General features: G+C 71.9%; 12 protein-coding genes and 1 pseudogene. 8 read left to right on the top strand and 5 right to left on the bottom strand.

Annotated features, from left to right (window positions below; translation table 11 throughout):
* Nucleotides 1-118: 118 nt before the first annotated feature.
* Together N5875_RS03260 and N5875_RS03255 are read right to left on the bottom strand one after the other, a co-directional pair.
* Nucleotides 119-2,296, bottom strand: coding sequence for a hypothetical protein (locus tag N5875_RS03260; protein ID WP_338491695.1), 2,178 nt, complete (start codon nt 2,294-2,296; stop codon nt 119-121).
* A gap of 51 nt (nt 2,297-2,347) precedes the next feature.
* Nucleotides 2,348-3,262, bottom strand: a complete 915-nt coding sequence (locus N5875_RS03255; RefSeq protein ID WP_318211973.1) for a LysR substrate-binding domain-containing protein — start codon at nt 3,260-3,262, stop codon at nt 2,348-2,350.
* 195 nt (nt 3,263-3,457) lie between these two features.
* On the opposite strand from N5875_RS03255, the gene N5875_RS03250 reads away from it, so the two are divergent.
* The 5 genes from N5875_RS03250 to N5875_RS03230 all read left to right on the top strand — a co-directional run bounded on the left by N5875_RS03250 (nt 3,458) and on the right by N5875_RS03230 (nt 8,314).
* A complete protein-coding gene (locus N5875_RS03250; RefSeq protein WP_318212036.1) occupies nt 3,458-4,084 on the top strand; it encodes a succinate dehydrogenase in 627 nt (208 codons plus the stop codon).
* A gap of 1 nt (nt 4,085) precedes the next feature.
* On the top strand, nt 4,086-6,032 hold the full coding sequence (locus N5875_RS03245; protein WP_338491693.1) for a fumarate reductase/succinate dehydrogenase flavoprotein subunit: 1,947 nt from the start codon (nt 4,086-4,088) through the stop codon (nt 6,030-6,032).
* Nucleotides 6,029-6,778 (top strand): succinate dehydrogenase/fumarate reductase iron-sulfur subunit, encoded by a 750-nt coding sequence (locus N5875_RS03240; RefSeq protein WP_338491691.1) that lies wholly within the window; start codon nt 6,029-6,031, stop codon nt 6,776-6,778. The genes N5875_RS03245 and N5875_RS03240 overlap by 4 nt, the downstream gene beginning before the upstream one ends.
* 292 nt (nt 6,779-7,070) lie before the next feature.
* Nucleotides 7,071-7,463 carry a tyrosinase cofactor gene (locus N5875_RS03235; protein WP_328941147.1) on the top strand — a complete coding sequence of 131 codons (393 nt, stop codon included), beginning with the start codon at nt 7,071-7,073 and terminating at the stop codon, nt 7,461-7,463.
* 23 nt (nt 7,464-7,486) lie between these two features.
* A complete protein-coding gene (locus N5875_RS03230; protein WP_318211969.1) occupies nt 7,487-8,314 on the top strand; it encodes a tyrosinase family protein in 828 nt (275 codons plus the stop codon).
* Nucleotides 8,315-8,390: 76 nt separating this feature from the next.
* On the opposite strand, the pseudogene N5875_RS03225 reads toward N5875_RS03230, so the two are convergent.
* A pseudogene (locus N5875_RS03225) lies at nt 8,391-10,752 on the bottom strand (excinuclease ABC subunit UvrA).
* Nucleotides 10,753-10,957: 205 nt separating this feature from the next.
* Between N5875_RS03225 and N5875_RS03220 the strand changes: the two are divergent.
* The 3 genes from N5875_RS03220 to N5875_RS03210 all read left to right on the top strand — a co-directional run bounded on the left by N5875_RS03220 (nt 10,958) and on the right by N5875_RS03210 (nt 15,443).
* Entirely contained in the window at nt 10,958-11,791 is an 834-nt protein-coding gene (locus N5875_RS03220) for a hypothetical protein (protein WP_318211967.1), read from the top strand.
* A 141-nt stretch (nt 11,792-11,932) separates the two neighbouring features.
* Nucleotides 11,933-12,616, top strand: a complete 684-nt coding sequence (locus tag N5875_RS03215) for a hypothetical protein (protein ID WP_318211966.1) — start codon at nt 11,933-11,935, stop codon at nt 12,614-12,616.
* 460 nt (nt 12,617-13,076) lie between these two features.
* Nucleotides 13,077-15,443 carry a SpoIIE family protein phosphatase gene (locus tag N5875_RS03210; RefSeq protein WP_338491689.1) on the top strand — a complete coding sequence of 789 codons (2,367 nt, stop codon included), beginning with the start codon at nt 13,077-13,079 and terminating at the stop codon, nt 15,441-15,443.
* Here N5875_RS03210 and N5875_RS03205 read toward each other — a convergent pair.
* Nucleotides 15,403-18,372 (bottom strand): HAMP domain-containing protein, encoded by a 2,970-nt coding sequence (locus N5875_RS03205; protein ID WP_318212035.1) that lies wholly within the window; start codon nt 18,370-18,372, stop codon nt 15,403-15,405. The genes N5875_RS03210 and N5875_RS03205 overlap by 41 nt on opposite strands.
* Nucleotides 18,373-18,598: 226 nt before the next feature.
* Nucleotides 18,599-19,015: an STAS domain-containing protein gene (locus N5875_RS03200; RefSeq protein WP_338491688.1), complete on the bottom strand. Its 417-nt coding sequence runs from the start codon at nt 19,013-19,015 to the stop codon at nt 18,599-18,601.
* Between the last annotated feature and the right edge of the window lie 33 nt (nt 19,016-19,048).

Here is a 19,048-nt window from a genome sequence, read left to right as displayed (position 1 = left end):
CTCCCCGCGCGAAGCGGGGAGGCCGGGACGAATACGGGGGAGGAAAGCGGAGAGGCTATTTCAAGGAGTGGGTAGAAGGAAGCCTCTCCATGGCCTCGCCCCGGAACGACCGTAGCACTCAGGCGGGCAGCAGGTCGCGCAGATTTTCCGGGGTGAACACCCGCGAACCGGGGGCGAGGCCCTCCGGCCGCTCCAGACCGATGTACGTGACCGGTCCGTCCGGCACCGTACGGCCGTCCCACAGCGTCGTCTCCGCCCCCGACTCCTCCATCAGGCCCACAAGATGACGCAGCGTCAGGTGTGTGCGTCCGAGCAGGGCGCGCATCACGACCGAGATCGTCACCCGGTGCCCCTCGACCCGGTTGGCCGACGGCGCTCCCCGCAGATACAGGTGGAGCCAGTGCGCGTGCCAGCGGCCCTCGTCGTCCCGCCGGAAGGCGAGCGGCAGTGCCACCTTGCCGGGGCCGCGCAGATCCGACTTCATCCGGACGGTACGCGGCTCGAACGGCCGGCCCTTCTGCTCGGCCTCGCGCAGCATGTACCCGAAGAAGCCCTCCGCCACCTCGTCGAAGCCCTCGCCGGAGAAGACGTACACCTGCGGGACGATGAACGTGCCCCGCACCGCACCGAGCCGCAGATCGATGAACTCCGAGGCCCCGTCCGGCGCTTCGGTGATGTCGCCGGAGTGCCGGCCCTCGACGTCGGTCAGCGCCGTGTACGACAGCCACGTCACCGTCCCGTAGTCCTCGTCCAGGACGAGCGCCGACAGGTCGAGGTCGGTCGTGTACCGCGCCTGCCGCCAGTACGTGAAGAAGCGCAGCAGCTCCCCCTCGACCGGCGAGACCGAGCCGCGCGGCAGCACCCCGAACCCCGCCGAGGCCGCCCGGCCGCTCAGCGGCAGAGCCGTGTCCAGGACGTCGGGATCGATCAACAGGCGCCCCGGGGAAGGGAGTCGACGCCGGGTCTCGGCGTCGAGGACCGCGATGAGCCGCTCGCGGGCCGCGTCCTCCAGCGGCGCACGCGTGTCCTCGGCGGTCCAGGCCTTGGCCTCCCGGTTCACGAACACCCGGCGATCCCCGCCGCTCCCGCCCGCACGGTTCTGGAGGTGCTCGCGCACCGACAGGACCACCCGGCCCGACACCTCCGGCGCGGCCCGCTCGACGGCGGCGAGGACCGCCTCCCGCTCCTTGCCCTCCGCCGCGGTGCGCAGCAGCCGGTCCAGGGCGCGGAAGAGGCGCCCGGGAGCCGCGGCGGCGAGCAGGTCCGCCGCGGCCGCGACCTCGCCCCGACCGAGCAGCTCCTCCACGCGGCTGTCGAACGACGGCGCCCTCCGCTCGCCCCGGGCGACGGCGAACACCTCGGCGGCGTGCGGCCAGTGCGGGTACTCGTGGGGATGCAGCCGCTCCCCGAGCCGCTTCCACGCCTCCTCGTGCGCGGACACGTCCGACAGCTTGGCCGGGGACGCGGCCACGACCGCGTCGAGCCCCGCGAGCAGGGCGCGGCGGTGCGGGCGGGACAGTGCGCGGAATCGGGTGGGCTCGCGCAGGGTGACATCGCCGTCCGCGAGGGCGCAGGCCAGCCGCAGCACATCGGTCACGGTGTCGAGCAGCGGGGCCGCGCCCACCCGGAGCCGGGCGCGGTTGACGACGGCGCGGTTCTCCCGGACCGGCATCTCCGCGGGCTGGGGGCCGTCCGCGCCGTGCTCGGCGAGCGCGGCCAGATCGCGCAGGTGCTCCTCGCCGAGCGGGGTCGTGCTGCCGGCCAGGGCCAGATAGAGCGCGGTCACCTCGGTGTCGCCGTCCGCGCCGAGGTGCAGCACGGTCAGCCGGTCACCCGCCGCCGCGATCAGCTCGTCGTGCGCGGCGAGCATCTCCTCGTACGTGTGCCGGTACCGACCGTACGACGGGAGGGTCAGCAGGTCGAGGACGCCCGCGTCCAGCTGGTCGAGGGTCGCGTCGCGGGTGTCACGGTCCTCCAGTGCCTCGGCGACGCAGGTCATCCAGAATTCGAGGGTGTCCGGCACGTTGGCCGGGAAGTCGACGAAGTAGACGTTGTGCTGGACGTGGTCGCCGACGATCTCGCGGACCGTGGCCAGGGTGTGGACGGCGGTCTCGACGACCGTCGGCTCGGCGAACCCCGACAGGCGCTCGATCAGCTCGGCCGAGAGCTTGAACCCGGCGGTCATCAGGGCCGCGTCGAACCGCCGCACGGCGGCGGCCCCGTCTCCGGCCGGGCCGGTGGGGCAGGGGAGACGACGGGTGTGCCGGACGACCAGGGGTGCGAGAGCGTGGACCATACGGGCATGCTCGCAGCCGCCGTGCGCCCGCCGCACGCGGATTTCGTCGCCTCAGGCCGGGGCGGCCGCGGCCCGGTCGGGCCCGCCCCGGCGGGAGGCGAGCAGCATCCGCTGGAGCTCCCGCGCCGCCCTCGGCGGTGCCACGTCGCTCCGGTGGGCCAGCGCGATCGTCCGGCGCAGCCCCGGCCGGGCGAGGGCGGTGACGCGCAGGTCCCGGCCCGCCCGCGACGCCACCATCGCGGGGACGACCGCGAGCCCGAGCCCGGCCCGTACGAAACCGAGGACCGCGTCCAGCTCGCCGCCCTCCACGGTGAAGGTGGGCTCGAAGCCCTCCGCCCGGCAGGCCGCCACGGTCAGTTCCCGCAGGTCGTAGCCGTGCCGGAACATCACGAGCGGCTGGTCCCGCAGGTCGGTGATCCGCACCGGGCGCCGCGGCGCCTGAGCCGAAGCCGAGGAGACGACCACCAGGTCCTCCCGGAGCAGCTCCACCGTCGTCAGGGCCGGTGACGGGCTCGGCAGCGGCAGCACGACCAGCGCCAGGTCGAGGGCCCCGCGGGCCAGCTCCCGTACGAGATCGTGCGAGCCGCCCTCCTCGATGAGGAGCTCGATCCCCGGGTGCAGGTCGTGGAAGGCGCGCAGCACGTCCGGGAGCAGGCCCGTGCACAGGCTCGGGGTCGCGCCGAGCCGCACCCGGCCCCGCTTGAGCTGGGCCAGCTCCTGCACCTCGATCCGGGCCGTCTCCGTGTCGGCGAGGATCCGGCGCGCGAGCGGCAGCAGGGCCTCGCCCGCGTCGGTGAGCGTGATGTTCCCCCGGGCGCGGCTGAACAGCTCGGCGCCCAACTCCTGTTCCAGGGCCTTGATCTGCTGGGAGAGCGAGGGCTGCGAGACATGGACACGCTCGGCGGCCCGGGTGAAGTGACGGGTCTCGGCCACGGCGACGAAGTAGAGGAGCTGCTGGAACTGCATGGACCCACCCTAGGCGACATTCATAGGGAAGGCCTATCGAGATCAGCCGGACCATGTCTTGGACCTCTCGGGCCCTTCGGCCCTAGCGTCATGAGCATGGCTCTGGCACCCACGAGGGACCGGACGACGGGCCGCCCGCCGTCCCCCACACCGTCACGCGGATTCCTGTCCTCGACCCTCGGCAAGAAGACGGTCATGGCAGTCAGCGGGCTGCTCATGCTCGGCTATCTCGTCGCCCATGTCGCCGGCAATCTGAAGGTCTTCTTCGGCCCCGAGGAGTTCAACGCCTACGGCCACTGGCTGCGGGTCATGGGCGCCCCCGTCCTGCACCACGAGTGGGCCCTCTGGCTCGTCCGGATCGTGCTCCTCGCCGCCGTCGTGGCCCACGCCGTCTCCGCGTACCAGCTCAGCCGCCGTGACGTGAGGGCCCGCCCCACCGCGTACGTCCACCGCCGCAAGCGCTCCTCGTACGCCACCCGCACCATGCGCTGGGGCGGGATCATCCTCGCCCTCTTCATCGTCTGGCACGTCCTCGACCTGACCACAGGCACCGTCCACCCCGGCGGCTTCGAGGAGGGCAAGCCCTACCAGAACGTCGTCGACACCTTCTCCACCTGGTACGGCAACGTCATCTACATCGTCGCCATGCTCGCCGTCGGCCTTCACGTCCGGCACGGCTTCTGGAGCGCCGCCCAGACCCTCGGCGTCGGCAGCGCCCGCCGCGAGCGCCTCCTGCGACGCCTCGCCGACACCCTCGCGCTCGTCCTGACCGCGGGCTTCATCTCCGTCCCCGTCGCCGTCATGACCGGAGTGGTGAGCTGACATGAGCTTCCTCGACTTCACGACCGGGGAACCGGTCGCCGACGACAAGGCCCCCACCGGCCCCGTCGCCGAACGCTGGGACACCCGCCGCTTCCAGGCCAAGCTGGTCAACCCGGCCAACCGCCGCAAGCATCGCGTCATCGTCGTCGGCACCGGCCTGGCCGGTGGCTCGGCCGGTGCCACCCTCGCCGAACAGGGCTACCACGTCGTCCAGTTCTGCTTCCAGGACTCCCCGCGCCGCGCCCACTCCATCGCCGCCCAGGGCGGCATCAACGCCGCCAAGAACTACCGCAACGACGGCGACTCCATCCACCGTCTCTTCTACGACACCGTCAAGGGCGGCGACTTCAGGGCGCGCGAGTCCAACGTCCACCGCCTGGCCCAGATCTCCGTCGAGATCATCGACCAGTGCGTCGCCCAGGGCGTCCCCTTCGCCCGCGAGTACGGCGGACTCCTCGACACCCGCTCCTTCGGCGGCGTCCAGGTCTCCCGCACCTTCTACGCGCGCGGCCAGACCGGCCAGCAGCTCCTCCTCGGCGCCTACCAGGCCCTGTCCCGGCAGATCGCCGCCGGAAACGTCGAGATGCACGCCCGTACGGAGATGCTCGACCTGGTCGTCGTCGACGGGCGGGCCCGCGGCATCGTCGCCCGCGACCTGATCACCGGTGAGATCTCCACCCACTACGCGGACGCGGTGGTCCTCGCCAGCGGCGGCTACGGCAATGTCTTCTACCTGTCGACGAACGCCATGAACTCCAACGCCACCGCCGTCTGGCGGGCCCACCGGCGCGGCGCGTACTTCGCCAACCCCTGCTTCACCCAGATCCACCCCACCTGCATCCCGCGCACCGGCGACCACCAGTCGAAGCTGACGCTGATGAGCGAGTCGCTGCGCAACGACGGCCGCATCTGGGTCCCGAAGGCCAAGGGGGACACCCGGCCGGCCGTCGACATCCCCGAGGACGAGCGCGACTACTACCTGGAGCGGATCTACCCCTCCTTCGGCAACCTCGTCCCCCGCGACATCGCCTCCCGGGCCGCGAAGAACGTCTGCGACGAGGGCCGCGGCGTCGGCCCCGGCGGGCAGGGCGTCTACCTCGACTTCGCCGACGCGATCCGCCGTATGGGCCGGGCCGCCGTCGAGGAGAAGTACGGCAACCTCTTCGACATGTACGCGCGGATCACCGCGCAGAACCCGTACGAGGTCCCCATGCGGATCTACCCCGCCGTCCACTACACGATGGGCGGACTCTGGGTCGACTACGACCTCCAGACCACCGTCCCCGGGCTCTTCGCCATCGGCGAGGCCAACTTCTCCGACCACGGGGCCAACCGGCTCGGCGCCTCCGCCCTCATGCAGGGCCTCGCCGACGGCTACTTCGTCCTCCCGGCGACCATCAACGACTACCTCGCCCGGCACCCCCACACGGAGCCCCTCACCGACGACCACCCGGCCGTGAAGGAGGTGCTCGCCGAGACGGAGGACCGGCTGAACCTCCTCCTCGCCGTCGACGGCGACCGCACCCCCGACTCCTTCCACCGCGAACTCGGCGAACTCATGTGGGAGTACTGCGGGATGGCCCGCACGGAGGCCGGACTGCGCACCGCCCTCGCCCGGATCCCGGAGATCCGCGAGGAGTTCTGGAGCCGGATCAAGGTCCCCGGGACGGGCCAGGAGTTCAACCAGTCGCTCGAGAAGGCCAACCGCATCGTCGACTACCTGGAACTCGCCGAGCTCATGTGCCTCGACGCGCTCCACCGCGCCGAGTCCTGCGGCGGCCACTTCCGCGAGGAGTCCCAGACGCCCGACGGCGAAGCCGCCCGTCGCGACGAGGAGTTCGCGTACGCGGCGGCCTGGGAGTTCGGCGGCACCGGCACGGCCCCCGTCCTCCACAAGGAGGACCTCACCTTCGAGTACGTCCATCCCACCCAGCGGAGCTACGCATGAGGCTCACCCTGCGCGTCTGGCGCCAGCGGAACGCCGACACCCCCGGCGCGATGTCCACCTACGACGTGGACGGAATCTCCGCCGACATGTCGTTCCTGGAGATGCTCGACACCCTCAACGAGGACCTCATCCTGCGCGGCGAGGACCCCGTGGCCTTCGACCACGACTGCCGCGAGGGGATCTGCGGCGCGTGCAGCCTCGTCATCAACGGCGACGCGCACGGGCCGGAGCGGACCACGACCTGCCAGCTCCACATGCGGTCGTTCCACGACGGCGACACGATCGACGTCGAGCCCTGGCGGGCCTCCGCGTTCCCCGTCGTCAAGGACCTGGTCGTCGACCGCTCCGCCTTCGACCGCGTCATCCAGGCCGGCGGCTACATCTCCGCCCCCACCGGCTCGGCCCCCGAGGCCCACGCGACCCCCGTCCCCAAGGCGGACGCGGACTCCGCCTTCGAGCACGCCGAGTGCATCGGCTGCGGGGCCTGCGTGGCGGCCTGCCCCAACGGCTCGGCGATGCTCTTCACCTCCGCCAAGGTCAACCACCTGAACGTGCTGCCCCAGGGCTCCCCGGAACGCGAGACCCGGGTCCTCGACATGGTGGCCCAGATGGACGCGGAGGGCTTCGGCGGCTGCACCCTGACGGGCGAATGCGCGACGGCCTGCCCGAAGGGGATCCCGCTGCCGTCGATCGCGGCGATGAACCGGGAGTGGTTGCGGGCGCAGCGGAAGACGGCCCGCGGCTGAGGCCGGATCAGGACAGCCTGAGGGCGTGGGCCCCGCCACACGACGCACCCCGTATCGAAAGATCGTTCACAAAACGATCACTTTCTCCGTAAGATCTTCGATTCGGGGTGCTGTCGACCACGCGGACAGCAAGATCAACTCCGTTCAACTCTGTACATTTCATGGCAAGTTGTCCACTTCGCAGCCAACCGGCTTCCGGCGATTTCCGCCCTGGCCTCACCCCCGGGTACTCATGAGGACTGCCGGGGGCATATGACCAACCCCCCGGTCGTACAGACCATTTGGGGGTTTCATGTCCAGCATCACCCGCCGCCGGGTTCTCGGCGTCGCGGCCGGGGCCGCAGGGGCCGCCGCGGGCCTCGCCCTGGCCGGCTCCGCCGTCGCCGACGCTCCCCGAGCCGCCGCTCCCGCGGCCGGACCGGCGCCGGCCTCCTTCGACGAGGTCTACCAGGGCCGTCGCATCAAGGGCGGGCCCGCGCACGGCGGAGGTCACCACGGGGGACATCACGGAGGCGGCTACTCCGTGACGATCGACGGCGAGGAACTGCACGTCATGCAGAACGCCGACGGTACCTGGATCAGTGTGATCAACCACTACGAGCCCGTCGCCACGCCCAAGTCGCTGGCCCGCGCGGCCGTCCGCGAACTCCAGGGCGCCCCGCTCGTACCCCTCACCCTCGGCTGATCGATCCAGGAGCGGCACCCGCCATGACCGTACGCAAGAACCAGGCCTCCCTCACCGCCGACGAGAAGCGGCGCTTCGTCGCCGCCCTCCTGGAGCTCAAGCGCTCCGGGCGGTACGACACCTTCGTCACCACGCACAACGCCTTCATCATGAGCGACACCGACAACGGCGACCGCGTCGGCCACCGGTCGCCGTCGTTCCTGCCCTGGCACCGGCGCTTCCTCATAGAGTTCGAACAGGCGCTGCAATCCGTCGACCCGACGGTCAACCTCCCCTACTGGGACTGGACGGCCGACCGCACCTCCCGCTCCTCGCTGTGGGCGCCCGACTTCCTCGGTGGCACCGGGCGCGCCCGCGACGGCCAGGTGCTCGACGGCCCGTTCGCCCGCAGCGGCAGCCGCTGGACGATCAACGTCCGCGTCGACGGCCGCGACTACCTGCGGCGCGACCTCGGCGCGGGCGGCCGTCAGCTCCCGACCCGGGCCGAGGTGGACTCCGTCCTCGCCATGGAGACCTACGACACGGCCCCGTGGAACAGCTCGTCGGACGGCTTCCGCAACCATCTCGAAGGGTGGCGCGGTGTGAACCTCCACAACCGCGTCCATGTCTGGGTCGGCGGCCAGATGGGCACCGGAGTCTCCCCGAACGACCCCGTGTTCTGGCTGCACCACGCCTTCATCGACAAGCTGTGGGCCGACTGGCAGGCACGCCACCCGCGGTCGCCCTACCTGCCGGCCGCGGGCACCGCGAACGTCGTCGACCTCGGCGACACCATGCGCCCGTGGAACGACGTGACCCCGGCGGACATGCTCGACCACACCCGTCACTACACGTTCGACACGGCGGCCTGACCCCGCCGGAGGTTCGGCAGGACCGTCCGACCCCGCCGGACGTTCGGCATGGTGGCCTGACTCCGCCGGACGGGCCTCAGCTCCGTCCGGCCGGCCCCAGGGCCCGGAGCAGATACGGCGCGGTGCGGCTCTCCGCCGCCCGCGCCACCCGGTCCGGGGGCCCCGCGGCCACGATCCGGCCGCCCTCGTCGCCGCCGCCCGGCCCGAGATCGACCACCCAGTCCGCGGTGGCGACGACGTCCATGTCGTGCTCGACGACGATCACCGAGTGGCCGGCGTCCACGAGGCCGTGGAGCTGCCGCATCAGGACCTCGACGTCGGCCGGGTGCAGCCCCGTCGTCGGCTCGTCCAGGACGTAGAGGGTGGGGGAGCGGTGCGGCCGCTGGAGCTCGGACGCGAGCTTGATGCGCTGCGCCTCGCCCCCGGACAGCTCCGTCGCGGGCTGTCCGAGCCGCAGATAGCCGAGGCCCACGTCGAGCAGGGTGCGCAGGCTCCGCGCGGCGGCGGGCGTGTCGTCGAAGAACCCGGCGGCGGACTCGACGGTGAGATCGAGGACCTCGGCGATGGTGAGGCCCCGCAGCCGCACCTGGAGGGTCTCGGGGTTGTAGCGGGCGCCGTGGCAGTCGGGGCAGGGTGCGTACGTACTGGGCAGGAAGAGCAGCTCGACGGAGACGAAGCCCTCGCCCTGGCAGGTCTCGCACCGGCCTCCCGGCACGTTGAAGGAGAAACGGCCCGCCTTGTAGCCGCGTGCCCGTGCCTCCTCCGTCTCCGTGAACAGCTTGCGCACCACGTCGAACAGGCCCGTGTACGTGGCCAGGTTGGAGCGCGGGGTACGCCCGATGGGCCGCTGATCCACTGTCACCAGACGTCCCACGCCGGAGAGTTCCTCGGTGACCGCGCCGACGAGCGTCGACTTCCCCGAGCCGGACACGCCGGTGACCGCCGTGAGCACTCCCACCGGGAAGGCCGCGTCGACCGACCGCAGATTGTGCCGCGTCACCGGCCCCGTCCGCAGCCACCCGGCCGGTGCGCGCACCTCTCGCGCCGGCCCCGGCTCCCGGTCGAAGAGGAAGCGGCGGGTCGCGGACGCCTCGACTTCGGCGAGTCCACCCGGCGGTCCGCTGTGCAGGACTCGCCCCCCCGTGCACCCCGGCGAGCGGGCCGACGTCCACGAGCCAGTCGGCGTGCCGGATCACGTCGAGGTGGTGCTCGACGACGAAGACGGAGTTCCCGGCGCCCTTGAGCCGGTCGAGCACCACGAGCAGGGACTCCGTGTCGGCCGGGTGCAGACCGGCGGAGGGCTCGTCCAGGACGTACACCACGCCGAAGAGCCCCGAACGCAGCTGGGTGGCGAGCCGCAGCCGCTGGAGCTCGCCGTTGGAGAGGGTGGGGGTGGCCCGGTCCAGACTGAGATAGCCGAGACCGAGTTCGGTCACGGTCGCGATCCGGGCGACGAGGTCATCGGTCAGGACGCGCGCGGTCTCCCCGTCCTCCGCCGCCGTGGTGGAGAGGAGCTCTGCCAGGGCCGTCAGGGGCAGCGAGGCGAGGTCGGCGATGGTCCGGTCCGCGAACGTCACCGCGAGCGACTCCGGTCGCAGCCGCCCGCCGCCGCAGACCGGGCAGGGTGCGCTGCTGAGGAAGCGCTCGGCCTTCGCCCGCAGCGTCGGGCTCTTCGAGTCGGAGAAGGTCCGCAGGACGTAGCGCCGGGCGCTCATGTACGTGCCCTGGTAGGGGCGTTGGATGCGATCGGCGTCCCGTACCGGATGGACCGTGACGACCGGCTGTTCGTCCGTGAAGAGGATCCACTCCCGGTCCTTCGCGTCGAGCTCCCGCCACGGCCGGTCGACGTCGTACCCGAGCGTGTCGAGGACGTCCCGCAGGTTCTTCCCCTGCCAGGCGCCCGGCCAGGCGGCGATGGCACCCTGACGGATCGACAGGTCCGGATCGGGTACGAGGAGTTCCTCACTCGTGTCGTGGATCCGGCCGAGACCGTGGCACGAAGGGCAGGCACCCGCAGCCGTGTTGGGGGAGAAGGCGTCGGAGTCGAGCCGCTCGGCGCCCGCCGGGTAGCGGCCGGCTCGGGAGAACAGCATGCGGAGGGAGTTGGAGAGGGTGGTGACCGTGCCGACGGAGGAGCGGGCGTTCGGAGAGGACCGGCGCTGCTCCAGGGAGACCGCCGGCGGGAGCCCGGTGATCTCGCCGACCGCGGGCGCTCCCACCTGATGGATCAGCCGCCGCGCGTACGGCGCCACCGACTCGAAGTAGCGCCGCTGGGCCTCCGCGTAGATCGTGCCGAAGGCCAGGGACGACTTTCCGGACCCGGAGACCCCGGTGAACACGACGAGTGCGTCGCGGGGGATGTCGACGTCCACTCCGGCGAGGTTGTGCTCTCGGGCGCCGCGGACACGGACGTACGGATCATGGTGGCTTTCGGGCATAACGTGATTTTATCCCTGGGAGCGCTTCCGGCCTGGTCAGGGAGGCAGGGCGGCAGTGCGGCGGGGCGGAAGGGATGCAGCCCTGAGGCCGGTCAGGCGGGTGCGGTCTGGACGGGGCGTGGGCGTCCGCCCACCATGATCTCAGGAAGTACGCCGAGTCCGTCCGCGGCCGGCACGGTGGTCGCGGACGAGAGAAGGAGCGTTCATGGCCACGTCCGAAGCGCGGGATGACGCCCCCGAAGCCGTGGGCAAGACACGGTTCGACGATATCTACGACCGCGCCGACCCCCGGGCGTACTTCACCCGGCTGGCTCCGCTGGAGTACGAGATCCCGCACCATGCCCAGGCCGTGTTCCGGCGTACGGCCGCCCAGCGCGAGGCACTGGCGGACGGCGGCGCCGGCAGGCCGGCGGTGCTGGACGTGTGCTGCTCGTACGGCGTCAACGCGGCCCTGCTGAACCACGACGTGACGCTGGCCGAGCTCTACGCGCGATACACCGGCGAACGGGCCCGGGCGATGTCGACGGACGAGCTCGCCGCCTGGGACCGCGAGTTCTACGCCGCGCGGCGCCGGCCCGAGTCCTATCCCGTGTACGGCCTGGACGTCGCGCCTCGCGCGGTGGCCTACGCGCACCGGGTGGGCCTTCTCGACGCGGGCTTCACCGACGACCTCGAACACTCGAAGCCGGGGCCGGAGCTGAACCAGGCCCTGGAGCAGGTAGGTCTCATCACCGTCAGCGGTGGCGGAAGCTACGTCACCGACCGGACGTTCACCGCGCTCCTGACCGGTGTGCGGCGTCCGCTGTGGGTGAGCGCCTTCGTCCTGCGGACGGTCTCCTACGCGCCGACCGCCGAGGTCCTGTCGGCTCACGGACTGCACACGGCCGGCGATCCCACGCGGACCTGGCCGCAGCGGATGTTCACGGACGCCCGCGAGCGGCAGTACGCGCTCGACACCCTCCGCGACCGGGGAATCGACCCCGTGGGGCGGGAAGACAAGGGCCGCTTCCACGCGGTGCTCCACGAATCCCGTGCGTGAGCGCCGAGGGGCGGATCGGCCGGGTTGTTCGGTGGGCTCCGCCTGAATCCTCGAATTGGATACGGGGGACGTGCAGCTGCTGATCTGCGGATGGGACAGACTGGGCCGCCTGGCACGCGACTACCCCTTGGAGCACGTCGGATGAGCAGCAACGTACTGACCCTGTACGGCGGGCCGAGACGAGTCGACGGCCAGGGGCAGACGAGGGTGGCGGACATGGTGAGCTTCTCCGACGGGTCGGGGCCCGCGCCGTCGGCCGTGTACGTGGAGCGTGAACTGCCGCCGGGAGGCACGTCCGCGTACCTTGCGGCTCGGGGCAGCGGGGCACGTTCCTTCGCCCTGTGGGCCGACGATCAACGCAGGGAGCGGGTCGCCACCGTCGTGACCCTGTCGGCCGGCGGGGGCGTCGCGAGGTTTCAGGTGCTCGGCGCGCACGGCGAGGTCATCGGCACACTCCTGCGCGAGAAGGCGCTCCGCGGCAGGGGCCTGCGCACCCGCTGGACCGTGCACCAGCCCGGCGGCTCCGAAGCGGTCGGCTTCAAGGGGCGGATCATATGGTGGTGGATGTGGTGGCTCTTGCTGCCCCTGATGGTGGTGGTCCTCGTGATCAGCGTCTTCGACAGCGTCCCCGGCAACGAGGGCGGCTTCGCACGCGCACCCCGGCGCATCCGCTGGCGCGCGAACGGGCAGATCCCGCTGGAGTTCAGGTCCAAGGGCGACACACTGCACGTACACGCACCCGGTGTGGACTGGCGGCTCGGGGCCGCGCTGATCGCCCTCCTGCGCAGCTTCAACGCCGGCGCGTGGGACTCGGTGAAGAAGTGACCCGGGGGACGTAGCTCCGGCGGCTGCGTGCTGTGGCAGCGGAAGCTGGTGTTCCGGGGCCGCGTACGGGGAGAACGGGCCTCACCTGTCCGCTGCACGTCGCGCTTGATGCCGTGGGCCCTGGCGTCATCAGGTCGGCGAGACGGCGGTGGAAGCCGGCGCGAAGGTGTCGGGCCAGGTGAAGCGGAGCTTGTAGGGGGTCCCGTTCAGCCGGGATGGCACGCCACCAGGAGGCGAGATCGGCGTCCGGCGGCATCGTGCCCCGCTTTCTCCTCGACTGGTCTCGCTTGATGATCGCAGGTGACCATGAAGACGCTTCCATCCAGTACGACCAGCGTCGTGCGGAGGAGCACGCACGTAGAATGCCACTACGTAGGCAACGTAAGCGCGTCTGTGTTCCGGACATCTCCGTGAGGTCGGATCGGAGGTCGCCTTGGCGGGTTCCGGGGGTACCTCAGGGGTGTCCGCCACGGGCGGGGCGTCCGGATTCGCCGGGCTCGCCGCGGAGAACCGGCGCCTGCGGGAGGCGGCGGCGCGCGGCCATCTGATCGATCTCGCCACCGGCATGCTCGCCGTCCAGCTGGGGCAGTCCACGGCCGACGCCGCCGACCGCCTGGCGGACCTCGCTCGCGCGACGGGCACCTCGCTCGAGGACCTCGCCGCGGACATCGTGAACGGTGCCGCCTCACCCGGAGACCCGCGTGTCGACCCCGGCACCGCACCACCCCGGCCCGCCCGTCGGCTCCGACAGGCGGCGGCCGCCGCCGAGACGGCGGACAGCGTCGGCGAGGCGGCCCTCACCCTCCTGGAGCGCGGGCTCGCGCCTCTCGGCGCGGACAGCGTGTGGCTGTGGCGGTGCGCCGAGGCCGGATACCTGCGGCTCGCCGGATACGCCGGGGTCTCCGCCACGGAGGCGGCGGCATGGCACGGCATTCCTCCGGCGTTCCCGGAGCCCTTCCGTACCGCCCTCGCGGAGAACGCGCCCGTGTGGCTGGGCGGGGGCCCGGCGGACGCCACCGCGCTCCCCGGCGCCTCCGCGGTCGCCGCCCGGGCGCTCGTGCCGCTGCGGCGGCGCGGCACCACCATCGGACTGGCGCTGATCGGCTGGCCGGAGCCCATGGGGTTCGACGTCCGCACGCGGCGGGACATCACCAGGCTGATGGAGGTGGCGAGCACGGTCCTCGACCGGCCCGACTCCCCGGAGGCCACCGCACCCGAGTTCGTGGACCTCCTCGACGCGCTCACCCGCCCCGGGGTACTCCTGCGGACGAGCGGTACGTCCGGAGGGACGACGGTCGAGCACGCCAACGAGGACGCCGTCGTCGCCCTCGGGGGCCCTCTCCCCGCCGACGACAGGTCTCTGCCCCGCGCCTTCCCCCTGGCCCACCGGGAGCTCGCCCGCCTGGTCGGCCGGGCCCACCGCGCCCGGCGCCCCCAGCACGCCGCCCGTCTTCCCGTGAGGGCCCGCACCGGCCCGGAAGGATCCCTCGCGCCACTCCTCGACGTACGGGTCCTGCCGGTCGGTGACGACCGGTCCGTCGTCCTGTGGCACACCGCCGGCGACCCGCGGCTCGCGATGGGACGGGCCGTCGCGAGGCTTCAGACCGTCGCCACGTTCCAGGACAGCCTGGACGGCGGCGAGACCGTGTGGTCCGAGCAGGTGTACGGGATCTTCGGGATGTCCCGGGACGAGGCGCCCGTGCCGCTCCTGGCACTCCGCGGGCGGATCCACCGTGACGACGCCGGGGCACTGACCCGGCTCCTCAGGACGATGACGGAAGGCCGGAAGGGTGCGCAGACGGTGCTTCGCGTCGTGCTGCTCGACGGTTCGGTGCGGCACGTCCGGGTGACGACGGAGCCGCTCCTCGACGGGGACAAGGTCACCGGCTGCGTCGGGGTGTACCAGGACGTGTCGGCGAGCAGACGCACCGAGTTCGCCCTGACGGCGACCTTCGACCAGCTCAACGCCACCCGCGACCAGGCCGACGCGCGTCATCAGCTGGCCCTCCAGCTCCAGCGGGCGATCGTTCCCGAGACCGCCCGCGAGGAACTGCCGGGCGGTCTCGCGGTGGCTGCCCGCTACCGGCCGGCGGAGGAGGAGTACCAGGTGGGCGGCGACTGGTACGACGTGGTGCCGCTGCCGAGCGGCAAGGTCCTGGTGGCCGTCGGCGACATCGCGGGGCACGGGATCGAATCCGTCACCGGCATGGTCGCCCTGCGCAACGCGCAGCGCGCGCTGGCCTTCACCGGTCGCGGCCCCGGACAGCTGATGGGCTGGCTCAACGAGGTCACCCTGCGCACGGGAGGCGGCAGCACGGCGACGGCGGTGTGCGCGCTGTACGACCCGGAGGACGGCGAGCTCGCCTGGTCGAGCGCGGGGCATCTGCCGCTTCTGCTGCTCAGGGACGGACGGGCGACGTTGCTCGACCCGCCGCGGGACATCCTGTTGGGGGCCACGCCCTCGGCCACGTACCAGGAACGCCGGACCCCCCTCCGGCCGGGAGACACCCTGCTGCTGTACACGGACGGGCTGGTGGAGCGGCGCCACGACGGTCTGGGCTCCGGTCTCGGCCGACTGGCCGCGGCGGCGGAGGAGCTCTCGCCGCTGGAGGACCCGGAGCGGCTGGTGGACGGCTTGCTCGCCCTGGTGACGGGCGACACCGGCGACGACACCAGCGTCGTCGCCGTACGCGTCCGGGCGCGGGAATCCGGGGCGACGACGGGCGCAGCCGGTGCGGCGGACGCGGGGGCCGGTGCGGCGGACGCCGGGCGGGGACCCGAGGTGGTCAGTCTGCCGGTCGGTTCGACAGGCGACGCCGGATCTTGACCAGAAGTTCCGCCTGGTCGACCGGTTTGGCGAGGTAGTCGTCCGCGCCCGCCTCCAGGGCGAGGGAGCGGTCGCCCGGCATCGCCTTCGCCGTGACCGCGATGATCGGAAGGTCGGCACGGCCCGGGAGCCGCCGGATCTCCGCGATCGCCCGATAGCCGTCCGTCCCGGCCATCATGATGTCCATCAGCACGAGTCGGACCTCCTCGTGCCCGGCCACCATGTCGATGCCGCTCCGGCCCCCGTCGGCCGTCAGCACACGCAGTCCGTGCGCCGCCAGCACCTCGGTGAGCGCGAAGACGTTCCGTGTGTCGTCGTCCACCACGAGCACGGTGGCCCCGGGCCGCTCCGCGCCCGTGTCGCCGTCGAGCGGGGCCGCGAGGAGACCGTCCCGGTCCTGCCGGGTCTCGGCCGGGGCGGCCGGTGGGACGACGGCCGGTTCTTCGGGGCCCGCGTGCTCGGGGATGTGGAAGGTGAAGCGGCTGCCCCGGCCGGGTGTGCTCTCGACCTCGATGGTGCCGCCGAGGAGCGTGGCCACCTCCCGGCTGATCGAGAGGCCGAGGCCGGTCCCTCCGTACTGGCGCGAGGTGGTGCCGTCGCCCTGCTGGAAGGCGTCGAAGATGCCCTGGAGACGATCGGCGGGAATGCCCACACCGGTGTCGCTGACCCGGAAGGCGAGCACGCGCCGGCCGTCCCGGAGGGCGGCGGGGGTCTCCTCGGGCGAGGTCTGCTCGACAGTCAGCTCGACGCGGCCCTCGTCGGTGAACTTCAGCGCGTTGGAGAGCAGATTGCGCAGTACCTGCCGGAGTCGTGCCTCGTCGGTGGTGAGGTGGGCGGGCACGTCCGGTGCCACGGTCACGACGAATTCGAGGCCCCGTTCGTCCGCGACCGGCCCGAACGTCGTCTCCAGGTACTCCAGGAGCACGGACATGGCGAACGGCTCGTGCCGGACCTCCATCTTGCCCGCCTCCACCTTGGACAGGTCGAGGATGTCGTCGATCAGCTGGAGCAGGTCGGACCCGGCCGAGTGGATGACCTCGGCGTAGTCGACCTGCTTCTGCGTCAGGTTGCCGTCCGGGTTCTGCGTGAGGAGCCGGGCCAGGATCAGCAGGCTGTTGAGCGGGGTCCGCAGTTCGTGGCTCATGTTGGCCAGGAACTCGGACTTGTACATGGAGGTCCGCGACAGCTGCTTGGCCCGGGTCTCCAACTCCTGCCTGGCCTGCTCGATGACCCGGTTCTTCGATTCGATGTCCTTGTTGCGTTCCGCCAGGAGCGCGGCCTTCTCCTGCAGTTCGGCGTTGGAGCGCTGAAGCTCCCGTTGCCGGGCCTGCAACTCCTCCGTACGGGACCCGAGTTCCTCGGCGAGGCTGCGAGACTGGCCGAGCAGCGCGTCGGTGCGCAGGTTGGCGACCAGGGAGCTGAGGACCGCGCCCGCGCTGTCCACGAACCGGTCGAGGAAGTCACGGCGCAGTCCCGTGAGTGGTTGCAGGGAGGCGACTTCCAGCGCTCCGAGGACCTGCTCCTCGACCACGATCGGGAGCACGATCAGCGCACGGGGCTCCGCCGAGCCGATGCCGGAGGAGACCGTGGCGTACCCCGGCGGCACGGGGTCGACGACCAGGGCGTGCCGGTCGCGCGCCGCCTGTCCCACGAGCCCCTCACCGGAGCGGAACCGGCGCGGTTCGCCGCCCTCCGGGACGTCGGGAAGCCCGTACGAGGCGGCCATGACGAGTCCGGGTCCGTGCTCGCCCTCCTCGGCGACGAAGAACGCCCCGTACTGGGCGGAGACCAGTGGCGGCACCTCGGCCATGGTCAGCTCGGCCATCTCCGAAAGGCTGCGCGTGCCCTGGAGGAGGCCGGTGATCCGGGCGAGGCTCGTCTTCAGCCAGTCCTGTTCCTCGTTGGCCCGGGTCGTGGCGCGCAGGGACTCCACCATCGCGTTGATGTTGTCGCGGAGTTCACCGACCTCGCCCGGGGCGTCCACGGTGATGGAACGGGTGAGGTCGCCCTCGGCCACGGCGCTGGTGACCTCCGCGATGGCACGGACCTGGCGGGTGAGGTTCCCCGCGAGCTCGTTGACGTTCTCGGTGAGGCGCATCCAGGTCCCTGAGACGCCCTCGACCTCCGCCTGGCCGCCCAGCTTGCCCTCCGTACCCACCTCCCGTGCCACGCGGGTCACCTCGGCGGCGAACGAGGACAGCTGGTCGACCATGGTGTTGATGGTCGTCTTGAGTTCCAGAATCTCGCCGCGCGCGGAGACATCGATCCGGCTGGTCAGATCTCCCTGGGCGACGGACGTGGTGACCTGGGCGATGTTGCGCACCTGGTTCGTCAGGTTGTCGGCCATGAAGTTGACGTTGTCGGTGAGGTCCTTCCAGGTGCCGGAGACCCCGCGCACCGTCGCCTGACCGCCGAGCTTGCCCTCCGTACCGACCTCGCGGGCCACCCGGGTGACCTCCTCCGCGAAGGAGGACAGCCGGTCGACCATGGTGTTGATGGTCTCCTTCAGCTCCAGGATCTCGCCACGGGCGTCCACCCGGATCTTCTGTGTGAGGTCGCCTCGTGCGACGGCGGTGGCGACCTGGGCGATGGAGCGCACCTGCGACGTGATGTTGTCGGCCATCGTGTTGACGCCGGTGGTGACCTCCTGCCACACCCCGCGCGCCGCGGGTGCGCGCACCCGGCCACCGAGCAGGCCCTGGCCGCCCACCTCGCCGGCGACACGGGTGACCTCCGAGGTGAGCAGGGAGAGCCGCTCGACCATGTCGTTGTAGACCCCCGCGATCTCGCCGAGGACACCGTCGGAGCCCTCGGCAAGCCGTACGGAGAGGTCCCCGTCCCGTACGGCGGTCAGGCCCGCGAGCAGCCGCTGGAGACCGCCGTCGCCGCGTCCTCCGCCCTCCGCGCCGTCGCCGTCCCGGCCCGGCATGCCACGGGGCGTACCGCCGCGGTCCCGGCCCGGCATGACACGGGGCGTACCGCCGCTGGGCTGTGCCGTTCCACGCTCTGCCATGAGAGACCTCGTACGGGGCTGGGCCCGCTGGCTCGGAGACCGGGATGGCGGACCGCTTCCCCGGCCCGCGCCCCACAGCCCACTCTAGGACGCGGCCGGAAGACGAGCCTCCGGGAACGGACCGCCCGACCTCCCCGCGATGTCAGTCGCTGTCCACGTCGGCGAGCGCCTCGGCGACGTCGCCGTAGACGCGGAAGACCGTCCGCGCCCCTGTGATCTCGAGCATCCGGGCCACCGGGGACCGAAGCCCCGCGAGGTCCAGGCGCCCTCCGCCGCCCAGCATCCTCAGGCGTGCCTTGAGCAGCACCTTCAGTCCGGTCGAGTCACAGAACCGCAGGCCCGAGCAGTCGACGACGACACGGCGGGCCGCGGCGTTCTCCTCGAGGGCGTCCCGCAAGAGCGCCGCCGTCTCGTAGCCGAGTTCCCCCGTCACCCTGAGCACGACGGTGCCGGGCGGCCCGCTGGGCGGGACGGCGACGGCGAGCTGTTGCGGCTGGTCCGTGCCGCCGACGATGGACTCCGGTCCGACGTACGGTTCCGCGCGATTGTCATCCTGCATGGCTCGCGAACCTCCTCGCCTGGTGTGCCTGCC

It is taken from the genome of Streptomyces sp. SJL17-4 (assembly GCF_036826855.1).
GTDB lineage: Bacteria > Actinomycetota > Actinomycetes > Streptomycetales > Streptomycetaceae > Streptomyces.
The sequence above is the reverse complement of the archived record's forward strand: the minus strand, read 5'-3'. Positions and strand labels throughout refer to the sequence as shown.

Excerpts from the sequence above, each read along its gene's own strand:
- N5875_RS03245 (WP_338491693.1), top strand. The coding sequence starts at position 4,086 with ATGAGCTTCCTCGACTTCACGACCGGGGAACCGGTCGCCGACGACAAG.
- N5875_RS03205 (WP_318212035.1), bottom strand. The coding sequence starts at position 18,372 with ATGCCGGGCCGGGACGGCGACGGCGCGGAGGGCGGAGGACGCGGCGAC.
- N5875_RS03215 (WP_318211966.1), top strand. The coding sequence starts at position 11,933 with ATGAGCAGCAACGTACTGACCCTGTACGGCGGGCCGAGACGAGTCGAC.
- N5875_RS03235 (WP_328941147.1), top strand. The coding sequence starts at position 7,071 with ATGTCCAGCATCACCCGCCGCCGGGTTCTCGGCGTCGCGGCCGGGGCC.
- N5875_RS03200 (WP_338491688.1), bottom strand. The coding sequence starts at position 19,015 with ATGCAGGATGACAATCGCGCGGAACCGTACGTCGGACCGGAGTCCATC.
- N5875_RS03240 (WP_338491691.1), top strand. The coding sequence starts at position 6,029 with ATGAGGCTCACCCTGCGCGTCTGGCGCCAGCGGAACGCCGACACCCCC.
- N5875_RS03230 (WP_318211969.1), top strand. The coding sequence starts at position 7,487 with ATGACCGTACGCAAGAACCAGGCCTCCCTCACCGCCGACGAGAAGCGG.
- N5875_RS03250 (WP_318212036.1), top strand. The coding sequence starts at position 3,458 with ATGGCAGTCAGCGGGCTGCTCATGCTCGGCTATCTCGTCGCCCATGTC.
- N5875_RS03220 (WP_318211967.1), top strand. The coding sequence starts at position 10,958 with ATGGCCACGTCCGAAGCGCGGGATGACGCCCCCGAAGCCGTGGGCAAG.
- N5875_RS03255 (WP_318211973.1), bottom strand. The coding sequence starts at position 3,262 with ATGCAGTTCCAGCAGCTCCTCTACTTCGTCGCCGTGGCCGAGACCCGT.
- N5875_RS03260 (WP_338491695.1), bottom strand. The coding sequence starts at position 2,296 with ATGGTCCACGCTCTCGCACCCCTGGTCGTCCGGCACACCCGTCGTCTC.